The organism is Bacillus sp. FJAT-27225 (assembly GCF_001685025.1).
Taxonomy (GTDB): Bacteria; Bacillota; Bacilli; order Bacillales; family Cytobacillaceae; genus Bacillus_D.
Window position 1 is genome coordinate 499,918 of the sequence record NZ_MAYU01000021.1, and the last position, 17,008, is coordinate 516,925.

General features: G+C 42.4%; 13 protein-coding genes. 5 read left to right on the plus strand and 8 right to left on the minus strand.

Annotated elements, in window-relative coordinates; genetic code table 11:
- Positions 1-852 (minus strand): DegV family protein, encoded by an 852-nt coding sequence (locus A8F94_RS14475; RefSeq protein ID WP_066201862.1) that lies wholly within the window; start codon positions 850-852, stop codon positions 1-3.
- A gap of 267 nt (positions 853-1,119) precedes the next feature.
- Entirely contained in the window at positions 1,120-1,272 is a 153-nt protein-coding gene (locus tag A8F94_RS25420) for a hypothetical protein (protein WP_175384428.1), read from the minus strand.
- A 221-nt stretch (positions 1,273-1,493) separates the two neighbouring features.
- On the opposite strand from A8F94_RS25420, the gene A8F94_RS14480 reads away from it, so the two are divergent.
- Complete coding sequence (locus tag A8F94_RS14480; protein ID WP_066201865.1) at positions 1,494-1,712, plus strand: hypothetical protein; 219 nt, start codon at positions 1,494-1,496, stop codon at positions 1,710-1,712.
- Positions 1,713-1,849: 137 nt separating this feature from the next.
- On the opposite strand, the gene A8F94_RS14485 is transcribed toward A8F94_RS14480, so the two are convergent.
- From A8F94_RS14485 to A8F94_RS14500, 4 genes are all read right to left on the minus strand, one after another.
- Positions 1,850-3,199 (minus strand): glucoamylase family protein, encoded by a 1,350-nt coding sequence (locus A8F94_RS14485; RefSeq protein ID WP_066201867.1) that lies wholly within the window; start codon positions 3,197-3,199, stop codon positions 1,850-1,852.
- Positions 3,200-3,473: 274 nt separating this feature from the next.
- Positions 3,474-4,331 carry a carbohydrate ABC transporter permease gene (locus A8F94_RS14490; RefSeq protein WP_066201870.1) on the minus strand — a complete coding sequence of 286 codons (858 nt, stop codon included), beginning with the start codon at positions 4,329-4,331 and terminating at the stop codon, positions 3,474-3,476.
- A 14-nt stretch (positions 4,332-4,345) separates the two neighbouring features.
- Positions 4,346-5,233, minus strand: coding sequence for a carbohydrate ABC transporter permease (locus tag A8F94_RS14495; RefSeq protein WP_066201873.1), 888 nt, complete (start codon positions 5,231-5,233; stop codon positions 4,346-4,348).
- A gap of 90 nt (positions 5,234-5,323) precedes the next feature.
- Positions 5,324-6,592 carry a sugar ABC transporter substrate-binding protein gene (locus tag A8F94_RS14500; protein WP_077247722.1) on the minus strand — a complete coding sequence of 423 codons (1,269 nt, stop codon included), beginning with the start codon at positions 6,590-6,592 and terminating at the stop codon, positions 5,324-5,326.
- Positions 6,593-6,995: 403 nt separating this feature from the next.
- On the opposite strand from A8F94_RS14500, the gene A8F94_RS14505 reads away from it, so the two are divergent.
- From A8F94_RS14505 to A8F94_RS14520, 4 genes are all read left to right on the plus strand, one after another.
- Positions 6,996-9,161 carry a glycoside hydrolase family 3 N-terminal domain-containing protein gene (locus A8F94_RS14505; RefSeq protein ID WP_066201875.1) on the plus strand — a complete coding sequence of 722 codons (2,166 nt, stop codon included), beginning with the start codon at positions 6,996-6,998 and terminating at the stop codon, positions 9,159-9,161.
- Between the two features lie 360 nt (positions 9,162-9,521).
- Entirely contained in the window at positions 9,522-12,860 is a 3,339-nt protein-coding gene (locus tag A8F94_RS14510) for a GH36-type glycosyl hydrolase domain-containing protein (RefSeq protein WP_066202433.1), read from the plus strand.
- A gap of 56 nt (positions 12,861-12,916) precedes the next feature.
- Positions 12,917-14,563, plus strand: coding sequence for an alpha,alpha-phosphotrehalase (locus A8F94_RS14515; protein WP_066201878.1), 1,647 nt, complete (start codon positions 12,917-12,919; stop codon positions 14,561-14,563).
- Positions 14,564-14,601: 38 nt separating this feature from the next.
- Complete coding sequence (locus A8F94_RS14520) at positions 14,602-15,570, plus strand: LacI family DNA-binding transcriptional regulator (RefSeq protein ID WP_066201879.1); 969 nt, start codon at positions 14,602-14,604, stop codon at positions 15,568-15,570.
- Positions 15,571-15,612: 42 nt separating this feature from the next.
- Here the strand turns inward: A8F94_RS14520 and A8F94_RS14525 are convergent, their stop codons facing one another.
- Complete coding sequence (locus tag A8F94_RS14525; protein ID WP_077247723.1) at positions 15,613-16,299, minus strand: precorrin-2 dehydrogenase/sirohydrochlorin ferrochelatase family protein; 687 nt, start codon at positions 16,297-16,299, stop codon at positions 15,613-15,615.
- On the minus strand, positions 16,262-17,002 hold the full coding sequence (locus A8F94_RS14530) for a sirohydrochlorin chelatase (RefSeq protein WP_066201883.1): 741 nt from the start codon (positions 17,000-17,002) through the stop codon (positions 16,262-16,264). Before A8F94_RS14530 ends, A8F94_RS14525 begins: the two co-directional genes overlap by 38 nt.
- Positions 17,003-17,008 lie beyond the last annotated feature (6 nt).

Consider the following 17,008-nt stretch of genomic DNA (forward strand, 5'->3'; position numbering starts at 1 on the left):
CTATACTTCCAGCCCTGCAATCCCAAACCCGCCAGGTCCTGCGTGAGTGGAAATCATTGCACCGGCCTGGATCCATCGTATCTTTTTAAAACCGGCCTCTTTTGCCAGTTCATCCATCCGCTGCTTAATATCTTCGTCAAGACCGATCGAGTAAAGGAGATAAAGCTGGTCTCGATTAATATTGTACTCACTTAAATATTCTCTCATGAGCCTTTCGGCAACAACACCCATTTTGCCGCGGTATTTTTTAGTAGAAACAAGCTTTCCATCAATTAATTCAATGACTGGCTTTATTTTCAGCAAAGCCCCGCCCAAATACGCGACATTGCTGACACGGCCGCCTGCCCGCAAGAAATCCAGACTGCCTGGAATGAATGCAAGCCTCGATTTCGGAATCATTGCTTCTATTTTTTCAATTAGGCGGGCTGGCTCTATACCAGGCTGTTCCTCCAGCAAGTTGGCAGCGTACAACACAATAGCAGCCAATCCGCCTGTAACATTCAATGCATCAATGAGAAAAAGATCCTCAAAATCCTCTGCTGCGATAACCACGTTTTGAAAGGATGAGGAGGCTTTAGAAGTATAGCCGATATGAACAATGGAACAATCAGGATAATCCGCCTTAATTTCCTTGAAAAATTCTTGATATTCATGAATGTTTGTAGCAGTCGTAGACGGAATTTTTTTCGTCCGTTCATAATAATCGTAAATATCTTCTACAGCCAAAGAACCATCCTGATAATCCTCTCCACCCATGATGACATGCATCGGTACTACTTGGATAGAATGCTTTTCAGCCAGGTCTGCCGGTAAATCGGCTCCACTTTCTGTCGTTAAAATAATCCGCCTCATTTCTTATCCCCTTTCAAAATAGTAGCAATTATTCTTACTATACAACAGGATAATCCATACAGCGAATTAAATTATTAAATGTACATCTCGAATTAGTGACTCCTTACACATTTAATCCCCTTCGGAGGCTCCGCATAATGATCAAAATTACTACTATGTATTGCCCCCAGTGGAAATTGAATTTCCTTGGGGGGCTTTTTCATAGGAAATTACCTTTAGGATATTACCAGAAAAATAGTGGCGCTACTGCCGCACCGGTGAAACCGCCTAAAAACCCACCTGCAAATGCTGCTCCTCCGGCTCCAAAGCCTGGACCGTAGCCAAAGCCTGGACCGTAGCCAAATCTTGGACCATAAGGACGCCTAGGGCCAAAACGTCTTCCGTATCGCGGACCATAACCATATGGGTAACCCATACCATTCATCCCTCCAACTAAATTTTCAAGGTCAATCATATCAATTAAAAAGGGACCTCAAACTCATACTATTAACCTTCGAAACTATCCGTACATTACAAACGTACAAGTTTGAAAAATTTACTGACAGGGTCGGTCCTCCTCTGTCAGTTAGCAAAAAAACCGTCCCCAACTGTTGAAACATTCGTTGGTTACCTACGTCTAAGTGGGAAAGGGGGTGGTACAATTGAATGAAAAGCTTAAGGGAAGAATTCAAATCCTGCTAATCTTTCTTATGGTAGGGTCATTGATTGGAGCTTTTATTATGTTTTTTATGGGGCAGCATACATGGGCCCTAATAGTAGGATCAGCGTTTTTCATTATTACCACAACAATTGCCCGTGATACCAGAAATACGAATACATTGTATGCATCAAGCCATATTGACGAGCCGCATAGATGGTGAATTTCTTTCGTAGCCAGCTGTTTATTAAGATAATTCTCTAGTTAGTTTGTAACTTTCAAACCTATACAGCACTAGATGGGAAAAATCATTTTGAATACCATATAAAAAGCCGGTATATTTCTATACCGGCAAACCTTTTATTGAATAGAAAACTCTTCTTTCCTTAACAATTCTTCAGGATTGCTGCCGATTTCACTGCTATGGAAATAGTTCCGGATTAGTCCATCATGCAGGTAATTTGCAATGGATCCCATAATCATACCCTGATCCAATGCCAGATATGCTGTAGCAACCTCACCACTTAAAACATTTACTGAATCATAAAAGCCATATTTCCCGTAGGTCCCTAACCGTTTAAGTGCCTTAATATTTTCATATGCTTCCTTTGGTGCATACTCCATGGCAAGGAATGTTGCGTGCGGTGTCACAGTTCCATCGTCCTTATATCCGGAAGTACCTGCCGGTGTTGCTGCAAATTCGCTATAGCCATCAGGAGTAGCCGATGGAGAGAATCCCCATGCCGGGTATCCTTTTTCCTTGGCATAAGCAATTTGGATTTGAACATGACGATAATTGTTCAGGCCAAGAGCGCTCACTCCCAGTTCCTTTTCCTTTAAAACTAATCCTGGCATTAGGCCTTCAAACATACTGCCGCCCCAGCTTGGAACAAACTTTATGCCTTTATATTGGTAATGCCCTTCAAACACTGGTACAGCATCATATTCTACAGTTGTTCCTGTCGGAATTTGTGCCTGCCAATCCCATTCAGGTGGAAGAGTCCGGTACATTTTCCACCAATGATCTGACGGGACATCTCCTTTTCCAATCGCAATATAGCTGGCTACGCGCGGTTCTGTATAAAACATGCCATAATGGTGACCAGTCAATTCACCACGGTCAACAAAGTAGCCTCCGCGGAATTGTCCTACCTCCGGGTCGTATAATGGCTCGTAATTCATTGCGTTCACAAGTTTTTCAGCTTGCTGCTCTACTTCACCATAAGCCTCGCTAACGACGATCAAGCCAGCAGACAGCCATCCATTGTCAACCTGGGAAATGAATTGACCCCAATCTGTTTTCAATGTTCCGTCCGTGTAATACCAGTTGTAATATAGCCCGTTCCACTTCTCAAGTTTTTCGAGAGTATTCAATGTTGTTTGAATTCTTGATACAGCTTCATCCCTGGATATGATACCCATTTGCTCTGCTGTGACTGTGCTAATTAAGTACATGCCGATATTGGTCGGAGATGTATGTTTAGCCTCTTCTACTTCTCCACCCTTGAAGCGGACTTCATCATAGGTTAATCCAGTAGCAGGGTCAGTAAAGTCTTCAAAATAGCGATACGTCTTCTTTGCTATTGATTTCAATTGATTATCCAACGCTGCATTTTCATTCGGCCCTTTTCCCATGGCTGGTGACGTAACCATCAGGCTGGATACTAGACAAAAGATAGCAGCCAGAATTAACGCTTTGTTTTTTAACATATGAATCTCCCTTCAGATATAGTTATCGAAACGTTTCAATAAAATCATAGCATCACAGTTTGTAAGCGTAAACATTTATGCGTCCAATCAGAAAAAACACAACTTTAGCCACATAGATGCTAGGTATAAAGAAGGAGTTCCTACTTAATAACACCTCCAACTCAAAATCAGTAAAAGAATCGTTTCTACAGCTTTCAGTTTCAATTTTGGCCTTTCTAAATAAATCAACAAAAAAAACGAGGGCACTTTCCCTCGTTCTCTTCTGATGGCCCCTCTACTTCATCCCAGAAATGGTGTAGCCATCGATAATATATTTTTGGAAGAATATAAAAATCACAATGATTGGAACAACCATGAATGTAGACCCAGCCATTTGCAATGCAAAGTTTGAAGCATACTGGCCTTTTAACAGTGACAGCCCGACTGATAATGTGTAGAGGCTTTCATCGTTGGCAATGATTAACGGCCAAAGGAAGCTGTTCCAGCCAGCGATGAACGTTAAAATCCCCTGGACAGCAAGAATCGATTTTGACATAGGCAGTACGATTTGTAAAAACACCCTAAATTCACTTGCCCCATCAAGCCGTGCAGCTTCCAGCAATTCGTCTGGGATAGTCGACATAAATTGCCTGAACAAAAAGATACCGAACGCGCTGACAAGAGACGGCAAAACAATACCAGCCATTGTATTTGTCAAGCCCATCTCATTAAGGATGAGATAAACTGGAATCATTGTGACCTGGCCTGGAATCATCATAGTAGCCAATACTAGATAAAACAGCTTATCTCTTCCTTTAAACTGATATTTTGCAAATGCGTAGCCTGCCATTGCATTTAAAAATAATCCGAAAAACGACCAAAGTACGATGATAATCGTATTCTTTAAATAAACACCAAAGTTCATATTTACAAATAGGTTTTCAAAGTTTTCCAGAGTGAACTCTTCTGGAAAAAGAGTTGGTGTGAGTTGCATGACCTCGCTCTCAGGTTTAAATGCGGATAAAATCATCCAAACAAATGGAACCGAGACAAGTAACCCGCCTATTGTAAGTATAATCCCTGCAACCCATTGCTGGGTACGGTCTTTCTGTACAGGAGATAGGAATTCTTTTTGATGCGCACTCGTTTTCATTTGTATCACCTCGCTCAATAATCAGCTTGCTTTTTCTGGAATTTAAATTGAATCAATGTCACGACAATAATCGCAATGAACAAGACAAATGAACCAGCAGCAGCATAGCCGAAATTACTGAATTCAAAACCATTTTGATAGATGAATAAAGCTACGGAAGTCGTGCCATCAAGCGGCCCACCATCGGTCATGACAAACGGCTCCTCAAAAAATTGCAGCCAGCCGATCATTGTTGTGATGGATACAAAAAAGATCGCATAACGCAATAATGGTATTGTAATCTTGGTCAGCTGTTTCCAGCCATCCGCGCCATCAAGTTGTGCCGCTTCATAATACGACTTTGGAATTCCTTGGAGTGCTGCCAAAAAAATAATCATATTCAGGCCTATCGCCCGCCACAGCGCTAAAGCAATCAATGAAACTTTTGCCATTGTCGGATCCGTGAGCCACGGCACATCCGGTAAATTGAGCAAGTTCAATACATAATTGAACAGACCAAGATGCGGGTTATACAAGTAACTCCACACAACCGCGACCGCAACCACGTTTGTGATTGAAGGCATATAAAAAATGACTCGAAAAGCTTTAAAAATCCGTGCTTTGCCGAAATTGATCAAAAGTGCAATGCCCAATGAGCAAAGGATGACTAAAGGAACACCGAATACAACATAAAACAATGTATTAAAGATTGATTTAATAAAGACTGGATCAGTCATAACTTCCTGATAATTCTGCAGTCCAATAAAGCTGATTTTGGACCAGTCAGCCAAACCTGTCAGATCCATATCCGTAAAGCTGATGATTAGCGCCACGAAGATTGGCAGTATAGAAAAGGTAAGCAACAGGATCAATGTTGGCGCTATGAAGAAATATGGAGTTTTTTGAAATGCCTTTTTGTTCATGGTAAGTCCCTTCCTTCGCAGGCCTGAGATTTGTAGAGAATATAGTTAACTAGCAGGCATAACCTGCTAGTTAACTATATTATGGATGGATTATTTACTTAAAATTTTTTCTGCTTCTTTGTTAAACTGGTCCATTTCTGTTTGAACGTCGGCACCTCCGCGGTAAATCTTTTCAAAGCTTTTCAGGAATGTCTGCGCGATTTTCTCAAATGGTTTAATTACAGGCATCGGTTGGGCATTTTCAAGTTGTTCGCCAAATACCTTGTAATACTCGTTCTCTTGGAGCGATTTATCGTTCCATGCTTCTTTGTTTGCAGGCAGTGAATTCGTTATTTCAAGCCATTTAACCTGTGTTTCCGGCTTGCTCATATACGAAAGGAATTTTAATGCTGCTTCTTCATTTTTCGTGTATTCAAAAACAGACAGATTGGAGCCACCCAAAGTGGATGAATTGTTTTCTTTTGCTGGAAGAACCGCAGTTGCCCATTTACCTTCAAGGTCTGGCGTCTGGTCATTAATGATTTTTACCATCCATGGACCGCTAATGAACATCGGCAGCATGCCTTCCTTAAATGCCGGTATAATATCTACACCGAGGTCTATAGGAGCAGAACCATCTTTAAAGAACCCATTCAAATACTCAACAGCCTCAACGAACTCTTTTTCATTGAATAAAGGCTTATTCCCTTCAATAAGCTGGGAGCCATTCTGCCGAGCTAACATAAATGCAAGGCTTTGTTCGTTTGTATCAATGCTGATTCCGTATTTATCTTTGCCACGCTCGCTCAATTTTTTAGCAGCGTCCTTAAGCTCATCCCATGTTTTAGGGGCTTCACTGTAACCTGCTTCTTCAAGAAGATCCGTACGGTAGTATAGAACACGTGTGTCAACATACCATGGTACACCTGCGATGATATCCTCGTATTTTGTTGTTTCTACTGAACCATCGTAAAAATTCTCAGTAGCTAGCTCAGGATATTCTTCAAGATGTGGTGTTAAGTCCTTCAAAGCACCCGCATCAGCAAACTCTGGAATCCATGTAGTACCCATTTGGACTACATCTGGCCCCTTTTTGGATGCTACTGCAGTCAATAGTTTATCATGAGCTTTATCCCATGGAATTGCTTGAACTTTTACCTCAATACCTTCATTTTCTTTTTCAAACTGTTCAGCAATTTTTGGAAGGGATTTTGCCTCTTCTCCCATTCCCCAAACGTTGATTGTTGTTTTTGCGTCTCCTCCGCTCTTTGATGAAGAATCGGATGAACATCCCGCTAAAACACCAGACAGTGCTAAAGTACCCGTTATTACTGCAACAGCCATTTTCTTGTTTAAGACATTCATAATTTTAAAGTTCATTTGGTTTTCTCCTCCGAGAGTTCATTATGAATCGAATAACATTTGTTTTTCCCTTGCCTCTTTTTGCTAGTGTTCGGCAAAAATTTTAACATTGTAATGAAAATCATAACAATCTAAAACGAATAAGGTCTAGTAGAGTGACTACCTCCTTTTAGCGAAACGTTTCGATAACTGGATTATAGGCTATAAGGAAAACGTTTTCAAGTATAAACTTTTATTTTTTTGCAGAATACAAGACTTTTTTTATGCTTAAAATGTATAGAACTATAGTTTTCGGCTTGATAGGATAGCCAAAACGAGGTGAAAGAAGCCTGTAATCAATTGACTCTAGGAAAGAAAGCGCTTATAATCCATAACTAGAAGCAATCGAAACGTTTCTACAACAAGGAGATGGAGGTTCAAAATGACCACGCAAAAGCTTAAATCCTTGCTTAATAAAATGACATTAGATGAAAAAATTTCACAGCTACTTCAATTGGCAACTCCTTTTTTTGAAGGATCCGACAATGAAGGCCAGATTACCGGACCTTTAGCTGGAATGAATATTTCTGATGATGTTATACGAAACAGTGGCTCCGTACTAGGTGCCTCGGGTGCTAAGGAAATTACTACTATTCAAAAAGCTCATTTAACGAAGAACCGTCTCGGTATTCCTCTATTATTTATGGCAGATGTAATCCACGGCTATAAGACTATTTTTCCGGTGCCATTGGCAATTAGCTGTTCCTGGGATTTGGAAATGGCAGAAAAAAGTGCTGAAATTGCAGCAAAAGAAGCCGCTGTCTCAGGAGTACATGTAACATTTGCCCCAATGGTGGATTTAGTCCGCGATCCTCGGTGGGGCAGGGTGATGGAATCAACAGGTGAGGATCCTTATTTAAATAGCCAGTTTGCCAGAGCGTTCGTCCGCGGGTTCCAAGGTACAGATTTGCAAAATGATGTGAATCGCGTGGCAGCATGTGTTAAGCATTTTGCTGCTTACGGTGCCCCAGAAGGTGGACGGGATTACAATACAGTTAATATGTCGGAGAGGCAGCTGCGTGAATCGTATTTGCCTGCCTACAAAGCAGCCCTTGATGAGGGCTGTGAAATGGTGATGACGGCTTTTAACACTGTAGATGGCATACCAGCCACTGGAAACAAAACACTTATGCGGGAACTTCTTCGTGGTGAATGGAAGTTTGATGGAGTTCTAATTTCAGACTGGGGTGCAGTGAAGGAATTGATTCCCCATGGAGTTGCAGAAGATGAGGCCGAGGCTGCTGAAAAAGCGATACTGGCTGGTGTCGATATTGAAATGATGACAGCATGCTACCCTAACCATTTAAAACAATTAGTAGAAAGCGGCAAGGTGGACGAGAGCTTAATAGATGAAGCTGTACTAAGAATTCTGAGATTAAAAGATAAATTGGGACTATTCGAAAACCCTTTCCGCGGCGCCAATGAAAATCTGGAACAGGAGCTTATCCTGAGTTCCGAGCATCGCCACGCAGCCCGTGAACTTGCTTTAAAATCTTGTGTTCTATTAAAAAATAGCGGTGTCCTTCCATTACCAAGAGATAAGAAAATCGCTGTAGTTGGTCCTTTCTCTCAAAATGACGATATTCTAGGGCCATGGTCATGGCTTGGTTCAAAGGAAGAAGCCGTTAAATTATATGAGGGTCTTGAACAAAAAGTCGGTCCTTCCCTTCTCGTTACGGCAAAAGGATGCGATATTGAAGCAGGTAGCGAGGACCAGTTAAATGAAGCAATGAGTGCAGCGAATGATGCAGATTTCATCATCCTAGCTCTTGGAGAGGCTTCGGAAATGAGCGGTGAGGCCGGCTGCCGTGCAGATATCCGCCTGCCTCAGGTTCAATTGCAATTGGTGAAAAAAATAAAACAGCTTGGGAAACCTATGGTGGCAGTGCTGTTTAACGGCCGCCCGCTTGATTTACATGGCGTGTTTGAACAGGCCGATGCGATTTTGGAAGCTTGGTATCCGGGGACTGAAGGTGGAAACGCTATTGCCGATATCCTGTTTGGCGATTATAACCCTTCTGGAAAACTATCAATGTCTTTCCCTTTTTCTGCTGGGCAAATACCGGTTTACTACAATTCCTTTAATACCGGGCGCCCCAAGGGCGCACCTGATGCCCAGGAACGTTATGTTTCGCAGTACCTTGATATCCCGAATGAGCCGCTGCTTCCTTTTGGATTCGGTTTAAGCTTTACTACCTTTGATTACAGTGTACCAAAATTGTCTTCGAACCAATTAACCATGGAAAAGCCTCTAACTATTTCAACAGAAGTTAAAAACACTGGCGATCTAGCTGGAGAGGAAATTGTTCAACTGTACATCCGCGATCTTTCCGGTGAAGTCGTCCGTCCAGTAAAGGAATTGAAAGATTTCAAGAAAGTATTTTTAAAGCCAGGCGAAAAAGCGGAAGTTTCTTTTACTATTGCAGAGGAGCAGCTCCGCTACTATCATTCCAACTTGGAATATAAAAGTGACAATGGCAAATTCCATGCTTTTATAGGGCCGAACAGCCGGGATGGGAAAGCAATTCCATTTGAATTGATTAAATAAGAAAATAGGAATCTTCGATTAGTGAGAATCGATTTAACCGCAACAAAGGTTAAGTTTCCGTGTGTAGCTTGGTTAGTTTTTATATCTCAGAGTATTTGGTGAAATCGATTAAGGACAAAAAGAAAGACTATTAGGATTGAAGCGGAAGGCGCGAAGACTCGTTCGAAAATGCAAAAAGCGCATTTTCTCCTGCGATGCTATTTCTGGGAAGCTTATCAACGTCCTGGCGGGAAAAAAGGCCAGTGGGAGACCCCACAGGCGCTTGCGCCGAGGAGGCTCCCAGGCCGCCCGCGGAAAGCGAAGCGCCTGAAGTGGAAATCCGAAAAACTCGTAAAAATTCCAGGAAAGAAGAGGACTGAAATGACCAAATCCATGTTTTCAATTGAATCTGGTGATTTGAAATTCACCTTTTTAAATAGTGGCGATATTTATAAGATAGAAAATAAGAAAACGTTAATCAACCACTGGTTATCAAATCCAATTGACGGTTCCTTGAATAATCTATTCTTACGCGTCCACACCAAATCCGGAATTGAAGTTTATCCGCTGCTTGGTGTGAAATCCGGCAGCAGGGTATCACATGGTGGCAAAAGAGTGGTTTGGAAAGGGAAAGCCGGCCAAATCGACTATCAGGTAACATTTACTCTTAGCAATCAAAAAATCTGGTTTTGGACTGTAACTGCTGAAGGTAACGGACAGGAAATCGATATTATTTATGGACAAGACCTTGGACTCGCGGATGAGGCAGCTGTCAGGACAAACGAAGCGTATATGTCACAATATATCGACCATACCACTTATAACGATTACCAATATGGATTTGTTGTTTGTTCCAGGCAAAATCAGCCACAAGATGGAGCTTTCCCGTATCTTCAGCAAGGCTCGCTTACAAAAGCAAGCGGATTTTCAACAGATGGATTCCAATTTTTCGGCTTATCCTATAAGGAAACCAATAAGCCTGAAGTTCTGTTAAAAGATCAGCTAGCCAACGAAATCTATCAATACGAATTTGCATACACAGCTTTGCAATCTGAACGCGTACATCTTTCAGGAAAAACAGAGTTTGTTTTTTATGGACTTTTTAATGAGAACCATAAAGACCCGGTTTCTTCATTAGAATTCAAAGAGGAACTAATGCAGGCATGGGAGCAGGTGCAAACAGAAAAATCTGGTTCTTTAGAAACCGAAAAACCGGTCGTCCTCTCCCCTGCTTTTGGTGAGCCTTTGACAACTATTGCAATGGCAAAGGAAGAAATTGAAGATCTCTTTCCGCATCGTCACCAGGAGGAATGGGATGGGGACACCTTGCTTTCATTCTTTACAGATACACATGAACATGTCGTTTTAAAGGAAAAGGAAATGCTTACTGAAAGGGCACACGGGCATATCATCATATCAGGGAACCCTGTTAACAACATTGAAAATGTGTTGACTTCAACCTCATATATATATGGTATTTTCAACTCACAGCTGACAGTGGGCAATACTTCTTTTAATAAGATGCTTACAAATGCCAGGAACCATCTGAACGTTATGAAAACATCTGGCCAAAGGATATATGTGGAAATAGATGATACCTTGCAGCTATTGGCCATGCCATCACTTTATGAAATGGGTTTCAATTTTGCCCGTTGGTATTATAAGACCGAGGACGACCTATTTATTATTACGGTATATACGATGGTCGAGACTCCGGAACTTCAACTGCAATTCCAGGCTGTTTCCGGAAAATCATATCGAGTCCTAGTAACGAACCAGGTTTCCATGAATAACAACGAGTATGCCGCTCCTTTCCACCTCGAAAGGAATGAAAATATGATCAGCTTTTTTGCTGATGAAAAATCGGATTCAGCCAAAATTTTTCCTAAATTAAGCTATCGCCTTCAAGTGCAAGGTTCCGATTTCTCGTTGACTGACGAAAGGATATTCGGTGAATATATCGAACCATTTTCAGCCTCCCTTGCTGTACTGGACATTACTCCGGCAAGCGAATGGTCCATTGGTGTTCAAGGGCTCCTGTATGGTGAAGAAATGCCATTCAGTGGAGGTAGCGCCGATGCTGAAATTGGCCGTTATCGCCAATTTTACGAAACGGTTATGAATGGGTTCAAGTTGAGCAGAAACGGAGCAAGCAGTGAAGAACTTGAAAAAATGAATGCCCTCGCATGGTGGTACACACACAATATGCTGATCCACTATTCTGTTCCACACGGACTTGAACAATATGGAGGGGCGGCATGGGGAACACGGGATGTTTGCCAAGGGCCGTCTGAATACTTCATTGCAACCCAGCAATTTGAAGCTGTCCGCAAAATATTAATAACGGTTTATTCACACCAATATGAAGATGATGGGAACTGGCCTCAATGGTTTATGTTTGACCGGTATCATAAGATCCAGCAAGAGGAAAGCCATGGCGATATTATAGTCTGGCCGTTAAAAGCCCTTACCGAATACTTGAGTTCGTCACATGACTTCTCCATTCTGAATGCTGAAGTGCCTTATACAAGGCGTGGTAGCCTTGATTTTACTGACGAAAAGGAAACCATTCTCGATCATGTGAGAAAACAGATAGCTTATATTAAAAATAACTTCCTGCATGATACACATTTATCCTCTTATGGAGATGGAGACTGGGACGATACCCTTCAGCCGGCGAATGGCCAGCTAAAGATATACATGGCAAGCAGTTGGACTGTCGCCCTGACGTATCAAACATTGAATCAATTTTCAAAGCTAATGGAAACTTTCAATGAAAAGGAAGCAGCAGACTTAGCGGAATTGGCCAGTAAGATTAAATCGGATTTTAACCGGTATATTCTTTCATCCGAGGTTATCCCGGGATTCGTTTATATGGAAGACCCAGGGAAGATTGAGTTTATGGTTCATCCGACTGACACCAAAACAGGCATCCAATACAGGCTGTTGCCGATGACTCGTAGCATGATTGCCGATCTTCTGACTCCGGAGCAGGCAGATACTCATTACCAAGTTATTAAGGAACGGTTGTACCACCCGGACGGCGTCCGCTTGATGGATCGCCCTGCCAATTATACCGGCGGAGTGAGCACTCATTTCAAGCGGGCGGAACAAGCAGCTAACTTTGGGCGTGAAATCGGCCTCCAATATGTCCATGCCCATATTCGTTTTGTTGAGGCAATGGCCAAACTTGGTAAAGCCGAGGAAGTTTGGAAAGGCCTTCAGACTATCAATCCAATCAGAATCCAGGACGCTGTCCCGAATGCCGAACGCCGCCAGAGCAATGCATATTTCAGCAGCTCCGATGGCAAATTCAAAACCCGATATGAAGCAAGTGAACGGTTCGATGAGCTTCGGGATGGTTCCGTCCCTGTGAAAGGCGGTTGGAGAATCTATTCGAGCGGCCCTGGGATTTATATGAACCAGTTAATCTCAAACTGTCTTGGAATTCGTCTTGATGGAAACGACTTAATCCTCGACCCTGTACTCCCTGCAGAACTGGACGGACTGGAGTTTACATTTAGAATTAAAGGCATACCGGTAAAGTTTATTTACAAAATTGAAGGTAACCAAGACCGCTTTGTACTAATTAACGGCAACAAGGTCGATATAGAAACACTTGAAAACCAATATCGCCGTGGCGGGTTACGTATCAACCAGTCAGAGCTTGAGAAAAAACTTAGCAACCGAGCAGAAAATACAATAGAAATTTTGATGTAATGATCCAGATCAGCGGTCCGTTTTGGATCGCTGATTTTTCTCAAAGGAGAGGAAAAATGAACCGCGAATGGTGGCATAAAAGCGTCATTTATCAAATTTACCCCCGAAGTTTTCAGGATACAAATGGGGATGGCATCGGTGACCTAAAAGGCATCATTGAACGGCTTAACTATATTCAGAAGCTCGGGGCTGACCTCATTTGGCTATGCCCTGTATATGCATCCCCTAACGACGACAATGGCTACGATATCAGTGACTACTATTCCATCAATCCCGAATATGGAACCATGGACGATATGGATGAACTAATTAACGAGTCTTCCAAACGGGGAATTAGAATTATGATGGACATTGTCGCCAATCACACTTCAGATGAACATCCATGGTTTATTCATTCTAGGAAGGACAGATCAAATCCATACAGGCAGTTCTATGTCTGGAAGGATGGGAAAGAAGGCCAGGAACCAAGTGATTTGAATTCTATTTTTAGCGGCAGCGCCTGGGAATATAACTCTCAGTCAGGCCAGTATTATCTTCATCTTTTTAGCAAAAAGCAGCCTGACTTAAATTGGCACCATTCCCCTGTCCGCAAGGCTTTGTATGATGTTATGCGCTTTTGGATCCAAAAAGGAATAAAAGGATTCCGCTTTGATGTCATTGACTTAATCGCAAAGGAAATTGACGACAATATTGTTGCCAACGGCCCCCTTCTCCATGATTATTTACAGGAGATGCATAAGGAAGTACTTGAAGGCGCAGGCGTCGTAACGGTCGGGGAAACAGGAAGCACTGACCTTGCTCAGTCCCTTCTTTATACCGCACCCGAGCGCAAAGAACTCAATATGGTATTTTCCTTTGAACATATGGCACTTGATGAAGAGCCGGGCAAACAGAAATGGGACCTGAAACCACTTGACCTTGATGATTTAAAAAGAGTCTTCTCCTCTCAGCAGAACGAGCTGGCAACCAAAGGCTGGAACAGTTTGTTCTGGAGCAACCACGATCAGCCAAGGATCGTCTCACGCTGGGGAAATGATGAAAACTTTCGGTATGAAAGTGCAACGATGCTGGCCACACTTCTTCATATGATGCGAGGCACACCGTTTATTTACCAGGGAGAGGAAATCGGCATGACAAACGTCAAGTTCCCCGATATATACTCCTATCGTGACATTGAAACAATCCGCCTGTACGAGGAACGTCTTCAAAAAGGATATACTGTTGAGGATATTATGTCTTCCATATACGCCAAGGGAAGGGATAATGCCCGAACGCCGATGCAGTGGAACCGGACAAATCAAGCAGGTTTTACAACAGGTATGCCATGGGTAGGTGTAAATCCAAACTATGTAAATATCAATGTCGAGGACGATTTAAATAGTTCACGGTCCATTTTTAAGTATTATCAACGTTTGATTTTCATCAGGAAAACGAACGATCTCGTGGTTTATGGAGAATATGAGTTATTGGAAACAGAACATGAGGTATTTGCCTATACAAGGAAGCTAGCGAATGAAACATGGTATGTCATCTGCAATTTCACCGCAAAGACTGTCAATTGCAGGCTCTTGGAAAATTTGCCTGACGGAGAAATATTGATTCACAACTACGGTTCACCTTTTTCAAAAACGGAGCTTCGCCCTTATGAATCGTTTGTTTTTACGTCAATAGAACATACCCTTGCAACCAAACAAAAAGTATAATAAAGATACGGTGTACATGAGAGGCAGGAGAAAAATTCGTGGTCAGTATCAAAGATATTGCAAAAAAAGCTGGTGTGTCCATTTCAACTGTGTCCTACGCTCTGAATGGGAATCCGAAGGTAACCGTGGAAACATCTGCAAAAATCCATGCAATCGCAAAAGAATTAAATTATGTCCCAAATGCTGCGGCACGCTCCTTGAAAAGAAGGCAAACCAATATTATCGGTGTCTTCTTGACCAACTACGGCGGAGCGTTTTATGGGGAACTTCTACAAGGGATGCAAGAGGCACTTACCAGTAAAGGATATGAACTAATTGTCTGCAGCGGAAAACATACTCACCGTTTATTGCCTGAAAAGCTGATGGACGGAGCTATTGTATTGGACATTTCATTTTCCAATGAACAGCTTATAAAACACGCGGATGCAGGTCATAAACTTGTGGTAATGGATCGGGAGCTGAATCATCCGAATATAAATCAGGTACTGCTCCATAATAAATCCGGAGCTACCCTTGCGATTGATTATTTAATTGAGAAAGGTCATCGCAAAATATATATAGTAACCGGACCACAAGGCTCATACGATGCAAGACAGCGGCTGGATGCAGTCCGGCAAGCTGTTGAACGGCATACCAATATTGAGTACTTTGAAATACCGGGAAATTTCAATAAGCCAGCCGGAGAAAAAGCGGCTGAACAAATCGTCAAGGAATACACAGGTCCTGTTGGTGTCTTTTGCGCTAATGATGAAATGGCAATTGGCATGTACAATTACCTGGCCAAGACAAACTATCATGTGGGCGAGCACATCCACATAATCGGATTTGATAACATCGAAGTGTCCCGTTATATTCAGCCCCGTTTAGCAACAATCGACTATTCGGAGAAAAAGTGGGGCGCTGTGGCAGCTGAACATCTAATTAAATTAATTTCAAAACAACCAGTTGAAAACGAACGTATATATACAACACTAATACCGGGCGATTCCGTAAATGAAATCCGTTAATAGGGACGGTTTTCCTTAGCCACATGGCAGAGGAATACCGTCCTATTCTTCTATCAACCCATTCAGTCTCTCCGCGATTTCAAGCCTGCGGTCTTGATTTAGCAAGAATTCTTCATCGGCAACCATTTTTAATAATTGCTTTTTTTGTTCAGAATCGGAAACACCTGAAAGGATTTTTGTCCTTGATTCATCAAGGAATTCAAGATAGTCGATATATCTGTCGTCATACTTTTCCTCAAGCTCCCGGCGGATTTTTTTCGCAAGAGTAGGGCTTGCACCGGAAGTGGACACAGCGAGATTCAATTTTCCGCGCCTGGCGACGGAAGGCACCTGAAAATCAGAAGCTGTCGGATTGTCTGCAATCGTAACAAGCTGATGCGGTTCGGCAGCGTTTTTAACATCAAGATTTGTTTTTGGATTATCGGTGGCGGCTATAATCAGGAATCCCCCTTCCAAATCTTCAGGGGAAAAAGCCTTCTTCCTCCAAACCATTCTTCCTTCCACAGCCATCGCGTTAAGTTCAGGAGTTAGTTCAGGGCTGACCACCGTTACCTTGGCACCTGCTTCGGCCAAACCCGCAGCCTTTCGGGCCGCCACCTTGCCGCCGCCAATTACAACCGCGGTACGCCCTTTTAATTCAAGAAAAATCGGATATAGCACACTGTACACCACCCACACTAGTATCGCCGCTTCAATTTGCCTGCTTCTTTGCTTCGTTAAGCCTGTCATTCAGTACAAACCTTAGCCTCTCATCAAACCCCGAAGGCCTACAAATAATTATCTCACTCTCTGGGTATACTGATGCAGCCAGCAAAGCTTTTTCTTCTATCACATCAGTAAATCCGCCTGTAAAAAGAAGAAAGGGAACAAGATAAATTTCAGACGTACCTTCTTTTACTAAATCCTGTATTTTACTGTTGAAATAAGGTGCCGCCACGATATATCCTGTTTCAACATTCGGCGTGATCCTGCTGTCAAGCTGTTTTGCAATCCGGTCAAATTCGGCAGCTGCTTCCCTATCGCGGCTCCCGTGTCCAACCAAAAGCACTACTTCCTCACCACTATCCGCAAATCCTTTTTCTTCAAGCCTGTCTAGTAGAATCTCCGTGACTTTCACATGTGCTCCAACTGGCTTTCCATATTGAATTTTTATAAAGGGATAAGCTTTTTTCACTTTAGAAAGCTCGGCTGGTATATCCACATTGGCATGAATTCCTGGTAAAAGTAATACCGGAACGACCGTTATGCTATCAGCACCCTTATGGATGCATGTTTCAGCCGCTTCAAAAATGGAAGGTCTCGCATTTTCCAGGAATCCATATTCTTTTATCGGTTCATCGGCCAGCTTCATCGTTTCCTTAATAAACTCGACAAACCGTCTATTCCCCTCACCAGTTCGGCTCCCATGGCCGATATAAAGAATCGCTTCCATGATTTC

What these genes read in the sequence shown, in the direction of transcription:
- A8F94_RS14475 (WP_066201862.1), bottom strand. Translation starts at nt 852, where the DNA reads ATGAGGCGGATTATTTTAACGACAGAAAGTGGAGCCGATTTACCGGCA.
- A8F94_RS25420 (WP_175384428.1), bottom strand. Translation starts at nt 1,272, where the DNA reads ATGGTATGGGTTACCCATATGGTTATGGTCCGCGATACGGAAGACGTT.
- A8F94_RS14485 (WP_066201867.1), bottom strand. Translation starts at nt 3,199, where the DNA reads ATGTTAAAAAACAAAGCGTTAATTCTGGCTGCTATCTTTTGTCTAGTA.
- A8F94_RS14490 (WP_066201870.1), bottom strand. Translation starts at nt 4,331, where the DNA reads ATGAAAACGAGTGCGCATCAAAAAGAATTCCTATCTCCTGTACAGAAA.
- A8F94_RS14495 (WP_066201873.1), bottom strand. Translation starts at nt 5,233, where the DNA reads ATGAACAAAAAGGCATTTCAAAAAACTCCATATTTCTTCATAGCGCCA.
- A8F94_RS14500 (WP_077247722.1), bottom strand. Translation starts at nt 6,592, where the DNA reads ATGAACTTTAAAATTATGAATGTCTTAAACAAGAAAATGGCTGTTGCA.
- A8F94_RS14505 (WP_066201875.1), top strand. Translation starts at nt 6,996, where the DNA reads ATGACCACGCAAAAGCTTAAATCCTTGCTTAATAAAATGACATTAGAT.
- A8F94_RS14510 (WP_066202433.1), top strand. Translation starts at nt 9,522, where the DNA reads ATGACCAAATCCATGTTTTCAATTGAATCTGGTGATTTGAAATTCACC.
- A8F94_RS14515 (WP_066201878.1), top strand. Translation starts at nt 12,917, where the DNA reads ATGAACCGCGAATGGTGGCATAAAAGCGTCATTTATCAAATTTACCCC.
- A8F94_RS14525 (WP_077247723.1), bottom strand. Translation starts at nt 16,299, where the DNA reads ATGACAGGCTTAACGAAGCAAAGAAGCAGGCAAATTGAAGCGGCGATA.
- A8F94_RS14530 (WP_066201883.1), bottom strand. Translation starts at nt 17,002, where the DNA reads ATGGAAGCGATTCTTTATATCGGCCATGGGAGCCGAACTGGTGAGGGG.